Source organism: Ideonella benzenivorans (assembly GCF_020387415.1).
GTDB lineage: Bacteria > Pseudomonadota > Gammaproteobacteria > Burkholderiales > Burkholderiaceae_C > Ideonella > Ideonella benzenivorans.
In genome coordinates, this window is sequence record NZ_JAGWCB010000020.1 from 35,351 (window position 1) to 54,416 (window position 19,066).

The 19,066-nt window shown below is 69.9% G+C and carries 20 protein-coding genes; 16 read left to right on the forward strand and 4 right to left on the reverse strand.

The features are described 5' to 3' along the window. Positions 1 to 54: 54 nt before the first annotated feature. Entirely contained in the window at positions 55 to 870 is an 816-nt protein-coding gene (locus KGA65_RS18890) for a TOBE domain-containing protein (protein WP_225864679.1), read from the reverse strand. Between the two features lie 136 nt (positions 871 to 1,006). Here KGA65_RS18890 and KGA65_RS18895 point away from each other — a divergent pair, with 136 nt between their 5' ends. Next, positions 1,007 to 1,360: a hypothetical protein gene (locus KGA65_RS18895; RefSeq protein ID WP_225864680.1), complete on the forward strand. Its 354-nt coding sequence runs from the start codon at positions 1,007 to 1,009 to the stop codon at positions 1,358 to 1,360. A 55-nt stretch (positions 1,361 to 1,415) separates the two neighbouring features. Here KGA65_RS18895 and KGA65_RS18900 read toward each other — a convergent pair whose 3' ends face one another. After that, positions 1,416 to 1,907, reverse strand: coding sequence for a hypothetical protein (locus KGA65_RS18900; protein WP_225864681.1), 492 nt, complete (start codon positions 1,905 to 1,907; stop codon positions 1,416 to 1,418). Between the two features lie 287 nt (positions 1,908 to 2,194). Between KGA65_RS18900 and KGA65_RS18905 the strand changes: the two genes are divergently transcribed. From KGA65_RS18905 to nifA, 15 genes are all read left to right on the forward strand, one after another. Beyond that, the gene (locus tag KGA65_RS18905) at positions 2,195 to 3,409 is read left to right on the forward strand and encodes an IscS subfamily cysteine desulfurase (RefSeq protein ID WP_225864682.1); all 1,215 of its coding nucleotides are present in this window, start codon (positions 2,195 to 2,197) and stop codon (positions 3,407 to 3,409) included. Positions 3,410 to 3,441: 32 nt separating this feature from the next. Continuing rightward, the gene (gene iscU, locus KGA65_RS18910) at positions 3,442 to 3,867 is read left to right on the forward strand and encodes a Fe-S cluster assembly scaffold IscU (RefSeq protein WP_225864683.1); all 426 of its coding nucleotides are present in this window, start codon (positions 3,442 to 3,444) and stop codon (positions 3,865 to 3,867) included. A 56-nt stretch (positions 3,868 to 3,923) separates the two neighbouring features. After that, positions 3,924 to 4,343, forward strand: coding sequence for an iron-sulfur cluster insertion protein ErpA (gene erpA / locus KGA65_RS18915; RefSeq protein WP_225864684.1), 420 nt, complete (start codon positions 3,924 to 3,926; stop codon positions 4,341 to 4,343). Positions 4,344 to 4,354: 11 nt separating this feature from the next. Next, complete coding sequence (locus tag KGA65_RS18920) at positions 4,355 to 4,678, forward strand: HesB/IscA family protein (protein ID WP_225864685.1); 324 nt, start codon at positions 4,355 to 4,357, stop codon at positions 4,676 to 4,678. A 117-nt stretch (positions 4,679 to 4,795) separates the two neighbouring features. Next, positions 4,796 to 6,751 (forward strand): Fe-S protein assembly chaperone HscA, encoded by a 1,956-nt coding sequence (hscA, locus tag KGA65_RS18925; protein WP_225864686.1) that lies wholly within the window; start codon positions 4,796 to 4,798, stop codon positions 6,749 to 6,751. A gap of 30 nt (positions 6,752 to 6,781) precedes the next feature. Continuing rightward, the gene (fdx, locus tag KGA65_RS18930; RefSeq protein WP_225864687.1) at positions 6,782 to 7,168 is read left to right on the forward strand and encodes an ISC system 2Fe-2S type ferredoxin; all 387 of its coding nucleotides are present in this window, start codon (positions 6,782 to 6,784) and stop codon (positions 7,166 to 7,168) included. Between the two features lie 450 nt (positions 7,169 to 7,618). Further along, on the forward strand, positions 7,619 to 8,779 hold the full coding sequence (gene nifV, locus KGA65_RS18935; protein ID WP_225864688.1) for a homocitrate synthase: 1,161 nt from the start codon (positions 7,619 to 7,621) through the stop codon (positions 8,777 to 8,779). 16 nt (positions 8,780 to 8,795) lie between these two features. Further along, positions 8,796 to 9,173: a nitrogenase stabilizing/protective protein NifW gene (nifW, locus tag KGA65_RS18940; protein ID WP_225864689.1), complete on the forward strand. Its 378-nt coding sequence runs from the start codon at positions 8,796 to 8,798 to the stop codon at positions 9,171 to 9,173. Positions 9,174 to 9,200: 27 nt separating this feature from the next. Then, on the forward strand, positions 9,201 to 10,049 hold the full coding sequence (locus KGA65_RS18945) for an electron transfer flavoprotein subunit beta/FixA family protein (RefSeq protein ID WP_225864690.1): 849 nt from the start codon (positions 9,201 to 9,203) through the stop codon (positions 10,047 to 10,049). A 25-nt stretch (positions 10,050 to 10,074) separates the two neighbouring features. Next, positions 10,075 to 11,172 (forward strand): electron transfer flavoprotein subunit alpha/FixB family protein, encoded by a 1,098-nt coding sequence (locus tag KGA65_RS18950; RefSeq protein ID WP_225864691.1) that lies wholly within the window; start codon positions 10,075 to 10,077, stop codon positions 11,170 to 11,172. Between the two features lie 24 nt (positions 11,173 to 11,196). Next, positions 11,197 to 12,510 carry an FAD-dependent oxidoreductase gene (locus KGA65_RS18955; protein WP_225864692.1) on the forward strand — a complete coding sequence of 438 codons (1,314 nt, stop codon included), beginning with the start codon at positions 11,197 to 11,199 and terminating at the stop codon, positions 12,508 to 12,510. 37 nt (positions 12,511 to 12,547) lie between these two features. Beyond that, the gene (locus tag KGA65_RS18960) at positions 12,548 to 12,847 is read left to right on the forward strand and encodes a ferredoxin family protein (RefSeq protein ID WP_022981353.1); all 300 of its coding nucleotides are present in this window, start codon (positions 12,548 to 12,550) and stop codon (positions 12,845 to 12,847) included. A gap of 1 nt (position 12,848) precedes the next feature. Further along, on the forward strand, positions 12,849 to 13,304 hold the full coding sequence (locus KGA65_RS18965) for a ferritin-like domain-containing protein (RefSeq protein WP_225864693.1): 456 nt from the start codon (positions 12,849 to 12,851) through the stop codon (positions 13,302 to 13,304). 69 nt (positions 13,305 to 13,373) lie between these two features. Then, the gene (locus KGA65_RS18970) at positions 13,374 to 13,697 is read left to right on the forward strand and encodes a (2Fe-2S) ferredoxin domain-containing protein (protein WP_225864694.1); all 324 of its coding nucleotides are present in this window, start codon (positions 13,374 to 13,376) and stop codon (positions 13,695 to 13,697) included. A 215-nt stretch (positions 13,698 to 13,912) separates the two neighbouring features. Then, positions 13,913 to 15,679: a nif-specific transcriptional activator NifA gene (nifA, locus tag KGA65_RS18975; protein WP_225864695.1), complete on the forward strand. Its 1,767-nt coding sequence runs from the start codon at positions 13,913 to 13,915 to the stop codon at positions 15,677 to 15,679. Here the strand turns inward: nifA and KGA65_RS18980 are convergent. Together KGA65_RS18980 and KGA65_RS18985 are read right to left on the reverse strand one after the other, a co-directional pair. Continuing rightward, the gene (locus tag KGA65_RS18980) at positions 15,618 to 16,817 is read right to left on the reverse strand and encodes a PepSY-associated TM helix domain-containing protein (protein ID WP_225864696.1); all 1,200 of its coding nucleotides are present in this window, start codon (positions 16,815 to 16,817) and stop codon (positions 15,618 to 15,620) included. The two genes, nifA and KGA65_RS18980, sit on opposite strands and share 62 nt — an antisense overlap. Then, entirely contained in the window at positions 16,817 to 18,958 is a 2,142-nt protein-coding gene (locus tag KGA65_RS18985; protein WP_225864697.1) for a TonB-dependent receptor, read from the reverse strand. The genes KGA65_RS18980 and KGA65_RS18985 overlap by 1 nt, the downstream gene beginning before the upstream one ends. Between the last annotated feature and the right edge of the window lie 108 nt (positions 18,959 to 19,066).

Genomic DNA, 19,066 nt, shown 5'->3' on the forward strand with positions numbered 1-19,066 from the left:
CGAGATTGTGCCCATCCCGCGCGGGGCGGTCGACCTCCGCGGGGTTCGGCCAGGTCAACGGAAGGTGACGAGCACCGCGCTGTCGGTGGCAAAGCTGGCCCAGACCGGATCGCCGGGGGCCAGGGCGGTGGCCTCCTCGTTGGGCACCGTGGCCTCGAGCCGCAGGCCGCCGGTCAGCGCGACCGTGCAGCCGGTGTGGGTGCGGCGCGGCTGCAGGGACACCAGCTGGCCGGACAGCCGGTTGCGGCTGGCCTGGCGGCGCGGCGCCCGCAGGCTGACCTGCACCCAGGGGGCCTTGATCAGCGCGTACAACTCGTCGCCGGGGCGCAACTCCATCGCCTGGGCCGAGGTGGGGGTGATGGTGGCGACGATCGCATCGCCCTGGCCCAGGTCCAGGCGCACGTCCACCAGCCCGCCGCGGTCGGTCAGGTCCAGCACATGGCAGGCCAGCTGGTTGCGCGCACTGGTGCGCATGCTCATGCGGCGGATCAGGGTGCGCAGTGCTGGTGCATCGCCTTCGGTCGGCACGCCGGGCAGGCGGTTGAGGATGTCCTGCTGCGAGCTCTCCATCGCCCGGTAGAGGGCCACCAGCTGACGCGCGTAGTCGGTCAGGCGGGTGCCGCCGCCGCCCGCCCCACCGGTGGCGCGCACCACCAGCGGCTCCGGGGCGTGCTGGTTCATCGTGTCCAGCGCATCCCAGGCGGCCTTGTAGGACAGCGGCACCTCGCGCGCCGCGCGGTTGAGCGATCCCACCCGGTCGATCGCTTCCAGCAGGCGGATGCGGCTGTCGCTGAGCACCGCGCCCAGCGGCGTCTGCAACGAGATGCTTCCCTTGAGGGCGGGACGCGCGGCGCGACGGGAACTGGCCATGGCAATCGGGATCCGTGTGAGGAGGGGTCAGGGTTGGCCCGGCTGGTGCCGAGCAAGGGGCAGGCGCAGTCTAGCGGGCTGCACAGGCTGGCACTAAACATGCTGAGGTTGGGATGCAAATGCAAGGAGGCACGCCATGATCACCGCCGCGATGTTGGGGTCCATCGAGGAAGCCGGCTCGGCCGTGCTGACGCTGACCGAGGGGCTGGAAGAGGGCGAGCTGCTGGGCTCGCGCCTGACCCGCGGCGAGGTCACGCGGCAGCTGGGCGTGCTGGCGGCGATGCTGCGCGATCTGCCGGGCACCACCATCCAGGCCATGCCCGAGATCGACTGGGCGGGCTGGCGTGGCATGAGCATCGCGTTGCGTGAGGAAGGCCCGGCGCGGGACGACGCGCTCTGGTTCGGCGTGCGCTCGCTGGTGCCCGCCACCCTGAGCTGGCTGCGTGTGTACCGCCAGTCGCAGCCCGAGCTGTTCCGCTTCGCGGCCTGAGCCGCGCGGCGGCGGCCGCCCGACCGAGGGCCCATGTCACCGGCCTCGGACGCTGTCAGCGCCCCGGCGCCTGTGCGGCCGCCAGCAGGCTGGCAATCACCTCGCCGCCCACGCTGGCCTGCGGGTCGAGCCACCGGATCTGATCCAGCAGGGCCTGTGCCTCCTCGGGCCGGCCACTGCGCACCGAGATGAAGGCCAGGGCCTTCAAGGTGAAGAGCCAGAAACGTTGCGGCCCGGTGCCGCCGAAATCCGACATGCCCGGTTGGACCAGGCGCCAGTTCTCGGGCAGGCCGGCCTGGCGGGCGGCTTCGGCCAAGCCCGTCCGGGCCGCCTTCTCGGCCAGCGCGAACTCCCGCAGCCCGGCGTGGCATTTGTAGAGCAGGTAATAGACCGCCAGCGCCTGCGGGGCGCAGGCCTGCGCGGTCCACAGCAGGCTGGACACCTGATCGCGCGGCAGCGCCTGGGCCTGGTCCAGCAGCGTCCGGATGTGGGGAGGGGGCTCGCCGCCGAACAACTCGTGGGCGGCCTCGCCGGTGAACAGGTTCATCGTCATCTCCTGGTGGGCTGCGCTGCTGGCAAGCAGATTGGGTGCCATCGCGCGCCCACGAGGGCAGCCGCCATCGCCGGCATGGCTGACGCGCGTCGAAATGCCGACAAACGCCACAGGCCCGGCCGACGACGCGACGAGGTGGGGGGCGGGCATGGCCATGATGACCATGTGGTCTTGTCGGAAATCCGTATCAGATCAAGGACTTGCAAGATTTTCTCGGACGGGCCTGGGGCTGGCACGGTGGTTGCGATTTGGGGCATGAACAGCCCTCGGGAGTCGCTACGATGGAAACCGTCAAGCCGATCTATCTGGACTACGCTGCCACCACGCCGGTGGACCCGCGGGTGGTCCAGGCCATGGTCCCTTACCTGTACGAGCAGTTCGGCAATCCCGCCTCGCGCAGCCATGCCTACGGCTGGGCCGCCGAAGAAGCGGTGGAGATTGCCCGCGAGCATGTGGCCGCGCTGATCGGTGCCGACCCGCGCGAGATCGTCTGGACCAGTGGGGCCACCGAGTCCGACAACCTCGCCATCAAGGGCGTGGCCCAGTTCCACCAGAGCAAGGGCAAGCACCTGATCACGGTGCAGACCGAGCACAAGGCTGTGCTGGACACCATGCGCGAGCTGGAGCGCGCGGGCTTCGAGGTCACCTATCTGCCGGTGCAGGCCAACGGCCTGATCGACCTGGCGGTGCTGGAAACGGCGATGCGTCCTGACACGATCCTGGTGTCGGTGATGGCCGTCAACAACGAGATCGGCGTGGTGCAGGACATCGACGCCATCGGCCGGCTCTGCCGCCGCAAGGGCGTGCTGTTCCATGTGGACGCGGCCCAGGCCACCGGCAAGATCCCGCTGGACATGCACAGCCAGTGCATCGACCTGATGAGCCTGTCGGCCCACAAGAGCTACGGGCCCAAGGGCATCGGCGCGCTGTACGTGCGGCGCAAGCCCCGCGTGCGCATCGAGGCCCAGATGCACGGCGGCGGCCATGAGCGCGGCATGCGCTCGGGCACGCTGCCCACGCACCAGATCGTCGGCATGGGCGAAGCCTACCGCCTGGCCAAGGAGCACATGGCCACCGAGAACGTGCGCATCCGGGCGCTGCGCGACCGGCTGCTGACCAGGCTCGCCGACATCCCCGAGGTCATCGTGAATGGCGACCTGACCCGGCGCATCCCGCACAACCTGAACATGAGCTTCACCTTCGTCGAAGGCGAGTCGCTGCTGATGGGCATCAAGGGGGTGGCGGTGTCCTCGGGCTCGGCCTGCACCTCGGCCAGCCTGGAGCCCAGCTACGTGCTGCGCGCCCTGGGCCTGTCCGACGAGGTGGCGCACAGCTCGATCCGCTTCTCGATGGGGCGCTTCACCACCGAACAGGACATCGACCGCGCCGCCGCCCAGGTGCGCGAGACCGTGGAACGCCTGCGCGGCCTGAGCCCCCTGTGGGACATGCACCAGGCCGGCATCGACCTCAACTCGGTCCAGTGGGCCGAGCACTGACCCGACCCCACAACCCCTTTCAGGAGCACCCCATGGCATACAGCGACAAGGTCATCGACCACTACGAGAACCCGCGCAATGTGGGCGGCTTCGAAACCGCCGATGAAGGCGTCGGCACCGGCATGGTGGGCGCGCCGGCCTGCGGCGACGTGATGAAGCTGCAGATCAAGGTCAACCCGGCCACCGGCGTGATCGAGGATGCCCGCTTCAAGACCTACGGTTGCGGCTCGGCCATCGCGTCCAGCTCGCTGGTGACCGAATGGGTCAAGGGCAAGACGCTGGACCAGGCGCTGGAGATCAAGAACACCCAGATCGCCGAAGAGCTGGCGCTGCCGCCGGTGAAGATCCACTGCTCCATCCTGGCCGAGGACGCCATCAAGGCCGCGGTCAACGACTACCGCACGAAGACGGGGGCCAGCACGCTGGAACAACCCGCCTGTGCGCCGGCCAACGCCTGAAGGCGGCGGTCCCCAACGCGCTCCCCCCGAACCCCTCACCCGACACGGAGATTCCCATGGCCTGTCAGTCCCAACCCAATGGCGCCGCCAGCAGCTGCAGCTCCACCCCGGCCACGCCGCCGGTGATGCCCGTCTTCGCCGAGGGCCAACCGCCCATCAGCATCAGCGACGCCGTCGTCACCAAGGTGGGCGAACTGCTGGCCGAGGAGAACGACCCCAACCTGCGCCTGCGCATCTTCGTCACCGGCGGTGGCTGCTCGGGCTTCCAGTACGGCTTCTCGTTTGACGACACCGCCAAGGAAGACGACCTGGAAGTCGAGCGCGGCGCCATCAAGGTGCTGGTCGACGCGATGAGCCTGCAGTACCTGGCCGGCGCCGAGATTGACTACGAAGACAGCCTGGAAGGCTCGCGCTTCGTGATCCGCAACCCCAACGCCACCAGCACCTGCGGCTGCGGCAGCTCGTTCTCGGTCTGAAGGAGACGGCCATGACGCTCAGCGTGACGCCCAAGGCGGCCAAGCAGATCCAGAAGGCGCTGACGCAGCGTGGCGGCGGCGTCGGCCTGCGCGTGGCCGTGAAGACCAGCGGCTGCTCCGGCTATGCCTATGCGCTGGAGTTCGCCGATGTGGCCAACCCCGAGGACCAGGTCTTCGAGACCGAAGGCGTGAAGGTGCTGGTCGACGCCCAGAGCCTGCCGCTGGTGGACGGCACCGAGCTGGACTGGGTGCGCGAAGGCCTCAATGAGGGCTTCAAGTTCCACAACCCCAACGCCACCGCCAACTGCGGCTGCGGCGAGTCCTTCGCGGTCTGACGGACCACCCCGTACCGCCTTCGGCGGCCCCCTCAAGGGGGCGCCACCAGCGGCCCGGCCAAGCCGGTTCCGCGGTGGCCGCTGGACGGAGGCGCGAACCACCAGGAGTGCTTGACCATGGCTCTGTTGCAAATCGCTGAACCCGGTCGCGCCGCGGCGCCGCACCAGCACCGGCTGGCGGTGGGCATCGACCTGGGCACCACCAACTCGCTGGTGGCCACCGTGCGCAGCGCCGTGCCGGTGGTGCTGGCCGACGAGGCGGGGCGCTGCCTGCTGCCCTCCGTCGTGCATTACGCGGCCGATGGCACGGTGACGGTGGGCGATGCCGCCCGCGCGCTGGCCGCGCAGGACCCGTTCAACACCATCGCCTCGGCCAAGCGGCTGATCGGCCGCGCGTTGGATGACATCCCCGCCGGGGTGGTGCCCTACGCGCTGGAAGCCCTGGGCGAGAGCGCCGTGGGCGTGCGCACCGTGGCGGGCGTGAAGAGCCCGGTGGCGGTCGGCACCGAGGTGCTGCGGGCGCTGAAGGAGCGCGCCGAGGCGGCCTTGGGCGGCCCGCTGGTGGGCGCGGTCATCACCGTGCCGGCCTATTTCGACGACGCGCAGCGCCAGGCCACCAAGGACGCCGCCCAGGCCGCGGGCCTCACTGTGCTGCGCCTGCTCAACGAGCCCACCGCGGCGGCGGTGGCCTATGGCCTGGACACCGCCAACGAGGGCGTCTACGTGGTCTATGACCTGGGCGGCGGCACCTTCGACGTCAGCGTGCTGCGCCTGTCGCGCGGCGTGTTCGAGGTGCTGGCCACCAACGGCGATGCCCAGCTGGGCGGCGACGATTTCGACCAGGCCCTGGTGGACTGGTTCCTGGCCCAATGCCCGACCGCCCCCTGGGGCCCGGTGGATGCCGGCGCGCTGCGCGCCGCGGCCCGCCAGGCCAAGGAGGCGTTTTCCGACCAGGCGGTGGCCACGATGACCGCCACCTGTGCCGCGCGCGGCCAGGCCTATGCCGCCGCTCTGGATCGGGCCACGTTCGATGCGCTGACCCGCCCGCTGGTGGAGCGCACGCTGAGCCCGGTCAAGCGCGCCCTGCGCGACGCCGGGCTGAAGGCGCACGAGGTCGATGGCGTGGTGATGGTCGGCGGTTCGACCCGGCTGCTGCAGGTGCGCCGCGCGGTGGCCACGCTGTTCGGCCGCGAGCCCTACACCGGCATCGACCCCGATCAGGCGGTGGCCCTGGGCGCGGCCATCCAGGCCGACCAGCTGGCCGGCAACAAGGCGGTGGGCGACAACGGCCTGCTGCTGCTGGATGTCTGCCCGCTGTCGCTGGGGCTGGAAACGATGGGCGGGCTGGTCGAGAAGGTCATCCCGCGCAACTCCACCGTGCCCACCGCGCGGGCGCAGGACTTCACCACCTTCAAGGACGGCCAGACCGCGATGGCCCTGCATGTGGTGCAGGGCGAGCGCGAGCTGGTCAGCGAGTGCCGCTCGCTGGCGCGCTTCACGCTGCGCGGCATCCCGCCGATGGTGGCGGGGGCGGCGCGCATCCGCGTGACCTTCCAGATCGACGCCGACGGGCTGCTGAGCGTGACCGCGCAGGAGCAGACCTCGGGCGTGCAGGCCCATGTCGAGGTCAAGCCCAGCTATGGCCTGGCCAACGACGAGGTGGCCGGCATGCTGCAGTCGGCCATCCAGAGCGCCGAGGCCGACGCCGCCGCCCGCATGCTGCGCGAGGCCGAGGTCGAGGCCCGGCGTCTGCTGGATGCGGTGGAGGCCGCGCTGCGGGCGGACGGCCATCTGCTGCTGGCGCGCGAACAGTTCGTGATCCTGCGTGCCATGCAGGACGTGGCCGACGGCCTGGAGGAATGTGCCGAGGACGAGGGGCCGTCGCTGCATGAGCACCGCACGATGCGCGAGCGCCTGCGCCAGGCCACCGAGGGCCTGAACCAGGCCACCACGCCGTTTGCAGCCCGGCGCATGGACGCCCGGGTGCGCGAGGCGCTGTCGGGGCAGTCGCTCGACACCCTGGCCGGTGCGCTGGGAGCCCCGGCTCCGACCGCGCATGGTCTGGCCGCCTGAGCCTTCATTCATCTTGTTCCGGAGCCGACCATGACCGCCACCTCTGACGCCCCGGCCGCTGAATCCACCAAGCCGGCCAAGCCGCCCACCTCGGTGACGGTGCTGCCGCATCCGGAGCTCTGCCCGGTCGGGGTGTCCTTCGAGGCGCGCACCGGGCAGAAGCTGGTGGACGCGCTGCTGGCGAACGGCGTGGCGATCGAACACGCCTGCGAGAAGGTCTGTGCCTGCGCGACCTGCCATGTGCACATCCGCGAGGGCCTGGCCGGCCTGCCGGCGGCCGACGAGGACGAGGAAGACCAACTGGACGACGCCTGGGGCCTGGACGCCCAGTCGCGGCTGTCCTGCTGCGTCAAGCTCAACGGCACACGGCTGGTGGTGGAACTGCCGAAGTACTCGAAGAACCACGCGCGGGAGTGATGTTTCCCTCGTGGCGGGCGCTTGCCCCGGCGGCGGGCGGCTGCCCGTGTCCGGGGGCGATCGGGTGGTCCTCGCCTTCGCTCGGACGTTCCTCGGGCTGGACGCGGCGGGCCGGCACCGTGGAACTCGCTGCGCGCGCCAGGCGCGCTCCGCTCAGACACCCACGGTGAGTCAGACGGGAAGGGCGCGCTGACGCGCCCCCCGGCCCGCCACCCCCATCCCTCGGCACCCTCCACGCCCCCGGACACGGGCAGCCGCCCACCGCTGCCCACCGTCGTCGCCAGGCTCCCTGCCTGAGCCAGCCGCCAGCTGTCGGCAACGCGACAAAACCCACAGCCGCTTCGGGCATGGCGGATCGGCAGAAAAACCCAATGAAATCAATCGATTGGGTGCTGTGAGAGGGGTGGCACACCGCTTGCGTTGAGAGGTCCATCCAACGAGGACGCCGACATGGACACCTTCGACCGGACCTGGCCTTTCACGATCAACGACACCACGCTGCGCGACGGTGAGCAGACCGCTGGCGTGGCCTTCACCGATGAGGAGAAGCTGGCCATCGCCCAGGCGCTGGACACCGCCGGCGTGCCGGAGATGGAGATCGGTATCCCCGCGATGGGTGCGCACGAGGTCGAGCTGATCCAGGCCATCGTGGGCCTGCGGCTGAAGGCCCGCACCATGGTCTGGGCCCGCATGTGCGAGGCCGACCTGCAAGGCGCGCTGCGCTGCGGCGCCGACCTGGTCCACCTGTCGATCCCGGTCTCGGATCTGCAGATCGAGCGCAAGCTGGGCCGGGACCGCGCCTGGGTGCTGTCCAGCGTGATCCGCCATGTGCACCGGGCCACCGATGCCGGCGCGCTGGTCAGCGTCGGTTTCGAGGATGCGTCGCGGGCCGATGACGGCTTCCTGGCCAAGGTGGCGGCCGCGGCCCAGCATGCCGGCGCGGTGCGGGTGCGCTACGCCGACACCCTGGGCATCCTCGACCCCTTCGAGACGGCCCACCGCATCGGCGCGCTGCGCCGCGAGGTGGACATCGCCATCGAGATGCACGCCCACAACGACCTGGGCCTGGCCACCGCCAACACGCTGGCGGCCTGGCGGGCGGGGGCCACGCACGTCAGCACCACGGTCAACGGCCTGGGTGAGCGGGCCGGCAATGCGGCGCTGGAAGAGGTGGTGATGGCCATGCGCCATCTCTACGGGGTGGAGAGCGGGGTGAACGGCCTGGCACTGGCGGGCATCTCCGATCTGGTGGCCCGCGCCTCGGGCCGGCCGGTGGCCCAGAACAAGAGCATCGTCGGCGAGGCGGTCTTCACCCACGAGTCGGGCATCCATGTGGACGGCTTGCTCAAGGACCCGCGCAACTACCAGGGCTTCGACCCGGCCGAGCTGGGGCGCCACCACACCCTGGTGCTGGGCAAGCACAGCGGCTCGCACGCGGTCATCGCGGCCTACGGCCAACTGGGCCTGACGCTGGGTGGCGACGAGGTGCCGGTGCTGCTGGAGCGCATCCGTGCCCACGTGCTGGCCACCAAGCACCCGCCCGACAACGCCGATCTGCTGCGCTTCCATGCGGATGTCCGCACCACCTTGTCCCCCCGTCTGGCCGCCTGACGGTCTGGAGCCTCGTATGAACGACTTCATCACCCAGCTCAAGGCGCTCTCCAGCGCCAACGAGTTCCTCGACTTCTTCGGCATCGCGTACGACGAGCACGTCGTCAACGTGAACCGCCTGCACATCCTCAAGCGCTTCTACCAGTACCTGCACAAGGCCGAGGGCCTGGGCGGGCTGGACGAGCTGGCGATGTTCCAGCGCTACCGCGAGCTGCTGGTGCACGCCTACCAGGACTTCGTGCAGTCCGACGCCGCCACCGAGAAGGTCTTCAAGGTCTTCCAGGACGCCGGTGGCCAGCAGCATGTGTCGCTGTCCAAGCTGCGCGACAGCCTGGCCGAACGCCGCGAAGGCGCGCCCGCCGCCACCCCTCCCGCCAACCTGCGCGCTGCCTGAGCCGCACCACCTCCACCGGAGACTTCCATGCACATCGTCGTCTGCATCAAGCAGGTGCCGGATTCGGCGCAGATCCGCGTCCACCCGGTGACCAACACCATCATGCGCCAGGGCGTTCCGGCCATCGTGAACCCCTATGACCTGTTCGCGCTGGAAGAGGCCCTGCGCCTGAAGGACCAGTTCGGCGGGCGCGTCACGATGCTGTGCATGGGCCCGCCGCAGGCCGAGGAGGCGCTGCGCAAGTGCATCAGCTTCGGCGCCACCGACGCCATCCTGGTGACCGACCGCGCCTTCGCCGGCGCCGACACCCTGGCCACTTCCTACGCGCTGACCTCGGCGATCAAGAAGATCCACGAAGAGCAGGCGGTGGACCTGGTCTTCACCGGCAAGCAGACCATCGACGGCGACACCGCCCAGGTGGGCCCCGGCATCGCCAAGCGCCTGGGCTGGAACCTGCTGACCTACGTCAGCCGCATCGTGAAGGTGGATCTGGAGAACCGTCGCATCCAGGTGGAGCGCCGCGCCGAGGGCGGTGTGCAACTGCTCGACACCACGCTGCCCAGCCTGATCACCATGCTCGAAGGCACCAACGAGATGCGCTTCGCGACCATGGACGACATGCTGCGCGCGGCGCGCTTCCAGGTGCGCAAGTGGAACAAGGACGATGCCGGCATCGAGGACGTCACCAAGATCGGCCTGAAGGGCTCGCCCACCGTGGTGAGCAAGGTCTTCGGCCCCACGCCGCGCAGCGAGAAGGCCGACATGCTGAGCGTGGCCGACACCAGCCTGAACGACGTCACGCTCAACCTGCTCGACAAGATCTTCACCCAGCACCCGATGCTGGAGCAGGAGATCGTGGACCACCTTTCTGCTTGACGCGCCGCCCCAAGGAGCACCTGCCATGAGCAATGCAAACGCCCCCCTGAAGCCGGCCGGCCGCGGCCGCAATCTGGAACTGCCCGAACACCTCAAGAGCTACAAGGGCGTCTGGGTCTTCATCGAACACGACCGAGGCCAGGTTCACTCCGTGAGCTGGGAGCTGATGGGCGAGGCCCGCAAGCTGGCCGACAAGCTGGGCGTGTCGGTGGCCGGTGTGGTCATGGGCGGCCCCGACGAGAAGCTCGACGAGTTCGCCAAGGAGGCCTACACCTACGGCGCCGACAGCTGCTACGTGATGCGCGATCCGGTGCTCAAGGGCTACCGCAACGAGCCTTTCACCAAGGGCATGACCGACCTGGTCAACCAGTACCAGCCCGAGATCCTGCTGCTGGGCGCCACCACCATGGGCCGCGACCTGGCTGGCTCGGTGGCCACCACGCTGGGCACCGGCCTGACGGCCGACTGCACCGAGCTGAACATCGACGGCACCACCCGCGCCCTGGCCGCCACGCGGCCGACCTTCGGCGGCAGCCTGCTGTGCACCATCATGACCCTGGCCTACCGGCCGCAGATGGCCACGATGCGCCCGCGCACCGCGCCGATGCCGCGCCGCGACGACAGCCGCAGCGGCAGCATCACCGAGGCCACGCTGGGCATGGTGGAGACCGACATCGTCACCAAGCTGCTGGACTTCATTCCCGACGCCAACCGCAACACGGTCAACCTGGCCTATGCCGACGTGATCGTCTCGGGTGGCAAGGGCCTGAAGAACCCGGACAACTTCAAGCTGGTGTGGGACCTGGCCCGCGTGCTGGGCGCCGAGGTGGGCGCCACCCGCCCGGTGGTGCAGGCCGGCTGGGTGGAGGCCGAGCGCCAGGTCGGCCAGACCGGCAAGACGGTGCGGCCCAAGCTCTACATCGCCGCCGGCATCTCCGGCGCCATCCAGCACCGGGTGGGCATGGAGAGCTCGGACGTGATTGTGGCCATCAACACCGATGCCAACGCGCCCATCTTCGACTTCGCCCATTTCGGCATCGTCGGCAATGCCCTGCAGGTGCTGCCGGCTCTCACCAAGGCCTTCGAGGCCCGCCTCGCCAAGCAGATCCGCAAGGTGGCTTGACCCTTACCCCTCAGGAGAACAACGATGTCCGCTACCAAAGAGAAGTTTGACGCCATCGTCGTCGGCGCCGGGGCCTCGGGCAATGCCGCCGCCTACACCATGGCCAAGGCCGGCCTGAAGGTGCTGCAGATCGAGCGCGGCGAGTACCCGGGCTCGAAGAACGTGCAGGGCGCCATCCTCTACAGCGATGCGCTGGAGAAGATCATCCCCGACTTCCGCGAGGACGCGCCGCTGGAGCGCCACATCATCGAGCAGCGCATCTGGGTGATGGATGACGACAGCTTCATCGGCACCCACTACCGCAGCGACGACTACAACAAGCCGCCCTACAACCGCTACACCATCATCCGCGCCCAGTTCGACAAGTGGTTCTCGAGCAAGGTGCGCGAGGCCGGCGCCCTGCTGGTCTGCGAAACCACGGTGGACGAGCTGCTGCTGGACAAGGACCGCGTGATCGGCGTGCGCTGCGACCGCCTGGGCGGCGAGGTCTATGCCGACGTGGTGGTGCTGGCCGATGGCGTCAACAGCACGCTGGCGCGCAAGGCCGGCTTCCACCCCGAACTGCAGGCCAAGAACGTGGCCCTGGCGGTCAAGGAAATCCTCTTCCTGCCCGAGGAAGTCATCCAGCAGCGCTTCAACATCAAGGACGAAGAGGGCGTGGTGATCGAGCTGATGGGCAAGGTCACCGAGGGCATGGTCGGCACCGGCTTCCTCTACACCAACAAGGACTCGCTGACCATCGGCATCGGCTGCCTGCTGTCGGACTTCAAGGCCAACCCGAACCGCACCAGCCCCTACGCCCTGCTGGAGAAGCTCAAGGCCCACCCCAGCATCGCCCCGTTGATCGAAGGCGGCGAGATGAAGGAGTACGCGGCCCACCTGATCCCCGAGGGCGGCTACAACGCCGTGCCCAAGATCTACGGCAACGGCTGGATCATCGTCGGCGACTCGGGCGGCTTCGTCAACGCGGTGCACCGCGAGGGCTCCAACCTGGCCATGACCAGCGGCCGCCTGGCGGGCGAGACCATCGTCGCGCTCAAGCAGGGCAACAAGGCGCCCACCGAGGCCAACCTCAAGCTCTACAAGACCAAGATGGACGAGTCCTTCGTGATGAAGGACCTGAAGAAGTACAAGGCGATGCCGGAGGTGTTGCACACCACGCCGCAGTTCTTCACCACCTACCCCGAGCTGATCAACCGCGCGGCCAAGACGATGTTCACCGTCGATGGCGTGGACAAGAAGACCAAGGAGCGCGAGATCCTCGGCAGCTTCAAGGGCGCCCGCCGCCTCACCGGCCTGGTGAGCGATGCCTTCAAGTTCTGGCGCGCCTTCCGCTGAGGCCGCCACCCTTTCCTCACACTGACCGGAGAGCGCCATGAGCACCGCTGCTGTCAACGTCGAGAACAAGCTGTTCCAGAACCGCTACAAGGTCGACCACGGTCGGCCGCACATCCAGATCAAGGCCCCGGAGGTCTGCGCCAACGACTGCCAGTCCCAGGCCTGCACCTACGTCTGTCCGGCCTCCTGCTACAAGACCGAGGGCAACCGCACGGTGACGCTGATCACCGACGGCTGCCTGGAATGCGGCAGCTGCCGGGTCATCTGCACCGAGCACAGCAATGTCGCGTGGGAGTACCCGCGCGGTGGTCACGGCATTCTTTTCAAGTTTGGCTGACATGCACGACGTCGACGTATTCCTCGCGCACGCGATTTCCCTGGAGCGCGAGGCGGCCCGCCGCTACGAAGAGCTGGCGGCGGCCATGGGCACCGAAGGCAATGCGGAGCTGCGCCGTTTCTTCACCGAGATGGCCGGCTATTCGCGCAAGCACCTGGCCGAGGCCGTGGCCCGCGGCGGCTTCCGCGAGCTGCCCGAGCTGACCCCCAGCGAGTTCCAGTGGCCCGACGGCGTCTCCCCCGAGGTGGCCGACTGGGTCGGCGTCGATGCGTCACTGGACGCGCGCGGCGCGCTGCAGCTGGCGCTGGACAGCGAGCGCCGCTGCCATGCCTGGTACGCCGCCATCGCGGCCACCACGCCCGATGCCGAGCTCAAGGCCCTGGCCCGCGAGTTCGCGGCCGAAGAGGCCGAGCACATGGCGGCCCTGGAGAAGCGCCTGAACGCCTTGCCGGCCTGACCCCATCTCCCCACGCGGCTGGCAGGCCCCTGGCCGCTTGGCCGCCCGACTGGAAAGGAACTCTCCACCATGACCCGTCCCACACGCCATGTCTTCGTGTGCAGCCAGCAACGTCCGCCAGGTCACCCGCGCGGCAGTTGCGCCGCCAAGGGGGCATCGCCTTTGCTGCAGGCCTTCTGGGGGGAGCTGCAGAAGCGCCAGGCCTACGAGCAGGTGGCGATCACCTATTCCGGCTGCCTGGGCCCCTGCGATGGCGGGCCCAATGTGCTGGTGTATCCCGAAGGGGTGCTCTACCAGGGGGTGACGCCGGCCGACGTGGTCGAGATCTTCGACAGCCACCTCGAAAAGGGTGAGCCGGTGCAGCGCCTGCTGGCCCCCGCCGCCACCTGGTGAGCGAGCCCCTGCGTGCTCACGTTTGACCTGTATCAACCCCATGCGAAGGAGTCCTCTTCGGAGGCGGTGACGGGGCGCGAGACGGCAGGAATCTTGCAGTTATTCGTCCAGGCCCGGCCCGCCATGCGCCCCATGCGCTGTGACGAGGCATGGACTTGGTGCCAAGGCGGTGACATGCACCGCAACGGCTCCCCAAGGACTGCTGGAGGTGCACCGTGATCAGCCGCATCGCACAGGAACGCTCCCATCTGGAGCTCAGCACCATTTACGAGGTGTGTCGCATCCTCGGGGATTCGCTGGACATCCAGCGCACCTTCCGGGCGGCCCTCAACACCTTGGCGGCCCAGCTGGGGCTGTTGCGGGCCATGATCGTCCTGTCCGATCCGGACGAAGGCGAGCTGTTCGTGCACAGCGCCGTCGGGCTGAGCCGGGACCAGATCGCCCGGGGCCACTGGGACCAGGGCGAAGGGGTCATCGGCCGCGTCTATGAATCCGGCCTGCCGGTGGTGGTGACCAATGTGCAGGACAGTGCCGAGTTCATCGACCGCACCGGCGCCTTCGGCCCGCAGGAGGGCAAGCGGCTGGCCTTCATCGTGATGCCGCTGCGCACCGACCAGACCACGCTGGGCGTGCTGGCGGCGCAGCGCGAGGTGGAGGGCATGGCCCGGCTGTCGGACGACCAGCGTCTGTTGACCATGGTGGCCACGCTGCTGGCGCAGTCGCTGGCGCTGCACCGCTCGGTCAGCGCCGAGCATGCCCGCCTGCAGCTGGAGACCACCCGCTTGCAGAAGGCCCTGAGCCAGGAGGCGCCGCGCCGGCGCTACTCACTGGACAACGTGGTGGGCCACAGCAAGACCATGCAGCGGGTGTTTGCCGAGGTGCACCAGGCGGCGCCCTCGCGCTCCACCGTGCTGCTGCGCGGCGAATCCGGCACCGGCAAGGAAGAAATCGCCCGCGCGATCCACTACCTCAGCCCGCGCAAGGACGCGCCCTTCATCAAGGTCAACTGCGCGGCCCTGACCGAGTCGCTGCTGGAGTCCGAGCTGTTCGGCCACGAGAAGGGCGCCTTCACCGGCGCGGTGGGTGAGCGCAAGGGCCGCTTCGAGCTCGCCCACGGCGGCACGCTGTTCCTCGACGAGGTGGGCGACATCTCGCCGGGCTTCCAGGCCAAGCTGCTGCGCGTGCTGCAGGAGCGCGAGTTCGAGCGCGTGGGCGGCAGCCGCCCGGTCAAGGTGGACGTGCGCCTGATCTGCGCCACCAACCGCGACCTGGAGCGCATGGTGCAGCGCGGCGAGTACCGCGCCGACCTGTACTACCGCATCAACGTGGTCAGCATCTTCCTGCCGCCGCTGCGCGAGCGGCGCGACGACATCCCGCCGCTGGTGGCCCACTTCCTGGACCGCTACAACAAGGAGAACCACCGCCACCTCAAGGTCACGCCCGAGGCCATGCAGGTGCTGGCCAACTGCTACTGGCCGGGCAATGTGCGTGAGCTGCAGAACTGCATCGAGCGCACCGCCACCATGGTGCACGGCGAGGCCATCCGCGATCTGGCCTTCCCCTGCAAGAGCAACCGCTGCCTGACGCAGACGCTGCACCACATGGACAAGGAGGATGCCGTGGCACCGGCCTCCACCATCACGGTCAACAAGGTGGGCCGCCCGGACGGCAGCAGTGTTCCGGTCGACAACCGCCGGGCCGTGACCCCGGCCGGGCATGGCGGCGGCTATTTCGACGATGACGAAGAGGACGGTGATGACACCGTGGTGCGCATCGGCCCCACCGAGCGCCTGACCGATGCCAGCGTGCTGCCGCCGCGCCAGTTCGGCAGCGAGCCGCCGCAGGGCGAGCGCGAGCGCCTGATCTGGGCCATGGAGCAGTGCGGCTGGGTGCAGGCCAAGGCGGCCCGGCTGCTCAAGGTCACCCCGCGTCAGCTGGGCTACGCGCTGCAGAAGCACCGCATCGAGGTGCGCAAGCTCTGAGCTGGGCGCGGCGCATGCGCGTGCGCCGCCACCACAGCCAGGCCGCGCTGCCCAGCAGCACCGCGGGCAGCAGGCCGAACACCGTCCAGAGCAGGCGAGCCAGCCCGCCCAGGGCCTCGGCCGAGTGCAGCGGGAACACCCAGTCCAGCACCCGGTTGCCCGGGGCGCTGTGCAGCGGGTCCTGGACCGACAGCACACGGCCATCGGCGCTCAGCCGGATCCGGGTGTTGCCCGTGTCGGCCCGGGGCTCGCCGGTCTGCAGCAGGCGCAGTTCCCACGGCGCGCCCGGACGGGCGGGCAGGCTCAGGCGGGACCAGCGCGCCCCGGGAAAGACCGCCTCGCCACGGGCCACCAGGGCATCGGGGGGCAGGGCCGGTCCGGTCGGTGGGGTGTCGGCCCGGGCGGCGTGCGCTGCGGGCTGCAGCGGCCAGACGGCCCCCACCAGGGCCCGGCTGCTGTCCTTGAAGACCATCATCGCGCCGGTGCCCGCCAGCAGCAGGGCCACCGGCAGTCCCCACAGGCCCAGGGCGCGGTGGGCGTCGAACCACAGGCGCACCCGCGAGGCGTCGGTGCGGATGCTCAGCGTCCGGCGCCAGGCGGCCCGGCTGCCCGGCCGGGGCCAGGCCAGCCAGGCTCCGCTCAGGCTCAGGCCCAGCAGCAGCAGGCCGCCGGTGCCCACCACCTTGTGCCCGGCATCGCCGGCCAGCAGATGGCTGTGCAGTTCATAGAGCGCGGGCACCAGGTGGGCGCGGTCGGCCCGGGGTGCGCCCCGGTCGCGCCAGCCCAGCGCGCGGCCGCAGACGGGGTCGATGAAATGCTCGCGCCGCCAGCCGGTGCGCGGGTCGCGGGCTTCCCAGACGCGCCAGGCGGCGCCGGGCTGCTCGGGCGCCAGCACCACGGCGGGCCGGGCTGGCGGGGCACTGCGCCGCAGCACCGCCAGCGTGGCGGCAACGGGCTGCGCCGGCGCCGGGCCCGGGCACAGGGCCTGCGGGCCCAGCCAGGCCGGGTTGAGGGCCCGGTCCAGCTCGGCCTGCCAGACCATCAGCGCGCCGCTCAGGCCCAGCAGGACCATCAGCAGGCCGGCCACCAGGCCGGCCCAGCGGTGCAGCCACACCCACCCGGGACGGGTCGACCGCATCAGAACCGACGCTTCCAGGCCAGGGTCACGGTGCGGCCACGGCCGGCGTAGTAGTCGTCGTTGGTGCCGGAGTAGTTGGCCTGGCCGTAGTAGGTGAAGTACTGGCGGTTCAGCAGGTTCTCCACGCCCAGGCTCCAGTTGCCCTGCGCGGTGTGCCAGGTGCCGGCCAGGTCCACCACGGTGTAGCCGCTGAAGTGCTCGGCCAGCGAGGTGGTGCCGGAGAGCTTGCCCTCGTTGGCGTCGCGCGGACGGAAGTGCGACAGCGTGAGCTGGCTGTCCAGCGCGTCGTTCAGGCGCCACTGGCCGCTCAGCACCAGCTTGTCCGGACCCTGCGAGCGGGCACCCAGGTCCAGGCTCAGCGGCGCGCCGGCCGACGCGGCGGTGCGGCCCCGGGTCAGGGCGTACAGGGCGTTGAGGGTCAGCCCGGGCGCGGCCCGCCATTGGCCGGTGAACTCGAAGCCCTTGACCTCGATGGGCACGCGCTGCACCGAGCCGATGCCGTTGCTGACCGTGATCTGGCTGCCCAGCGAGGAGCGCGAGTCATAGACCGAGGCGGTGAAGCTGCCGGCGCTGCCCCGCCAGGCCACCCCCAGCTCGCGGTTGTAGGTGAGGATGGGCTGCAGATCGACCAGGCTGTCCACCGACTGGCCCGCGGTCTTCACCGCGCGCAGGATCAGGCCCACGTCCGGCATGCCGAAGCCTTCGCTGTAGGACGCGAAGCTGGACCAGCCGCTGTCACCCCAGCGCCAGACGGCGCCCAGGTTCTTCACGAACTGGTCGGACCGGCGCGTGCCGCCCGCCACCTGCCGGCTGCCGTAGAAGGCCAGGGTGGTGTAGCTGTCCACGTCCAGCTGGCTGTCCTCGTGGCGCAGGCCGCCGCGCAGCGTCAGGTCGCCCCAGCTGTACTCCAGCTGGGCAAAGGGGGCCAGGCTGCGGTACTTCAGGGGCGGCACCCAGGTGCGGCCGGTCATCGTCAGGGTCTGCGAGGAGGTGTCGTGCAGCAGGTCCACGCCGGTGGTCAGTTCCAGCCCGCGCCAGCCCAGATCGGGCCGCACCCAGGTGCTGCGCAGGCCCCATTTGTCGGCATTGATCTGGCTCTGGTCTACCAGCGTGCCCACCGGGGCGATGCTGGCGTCCTGGAAGGTGGTGATGACGCCGCCGGTGTAGCGGGCGCGGAAGTCCTGCTTGAACAACTGCACCGAGGCCATGCCGCCGGCCAGGTCATCGTCGTCCCAGCCCAGGCTGGCCGAGCGGACCCGGCTGCGGGGCGGCGCCCAGGCCAGGCTGCCCTGGGCCGAGGTGGTGGGCAGGCCGGTGCTGCGGTCGCCCGGCACGTCCACCCAGTCGCTGAAGCCGTCGGCATGGAACTGGTTGACCATCAGCTGGAACTGCTGCGAGCCCACCCGCTGGCCCAGCTTCAGGAAGCCGTCGTTGGCCGTGTGCAGGGATTCCGTGGCCAGCGTGCGCCCCTGCGCGTCGGTGCCGATGTCCTGTTCGCGACGGCCCACATACAGCAGCGCCGACCACGGGTCCTCGCCCTCGCTCAGGTGCTCCAGCATGTAGCCGGCCTTCCAGCCCTGGGTGTGGCTGCGGCCCTGGCTGCTGCCCTTGAGCTCCAGGGTCTGGTGGGTGCCGGTCTCGGTGGGCGTGCGGGTGATGGTGTTGATGATGCCGCCGGTGGCGCCCATGCCCTGCACCGCCGAGGCGCCGCTGACCACTTCGATGCGGTCGATGATCAGGGCGTCGGCGAAATAGCCCTCGCGGCCGCCGTAGCGCAGGGGATTGGTCTGGGGAATGCCGTCGAGCAGCAGCAGGGCGTTGCGGCCCCGCAGCCCCTCGCCGAAGCTGCTGAGCTTCTGACGCGACGGCGCGTAGCCCGGCACCTGGGTGGCCAGCAGGGCGCTGGGGTCCTCGCTGACCAAGGTCTGGGTGTCGATGTCCTGCCGGCTGATCACCGCCACCGCGCCCGGGATCTTGTCCAGGGCCTTGCCGCTGCGGGTGGCCGTGACGATGACCTGCTGGGTCGACGGGGGCGCCGGATCGGCTGCAGCGCCGTCGGCGCCCGGCAGCGCCTGGGCGTGGGCCGCGGAACCCAGGGCGGCCGTGGCCAGGGCCCAGGACAGGGGGGAGGGGCGCCGCATCCGGCGGCTTCGGGCAAGGGGGCGGTGAGTCTTCATGGGGCAGGGGTGATGACCCGGCCGCAGGGGCCTGCAGCCGGGCCGGCATGAACAGCAAGTGCACGAATGTAA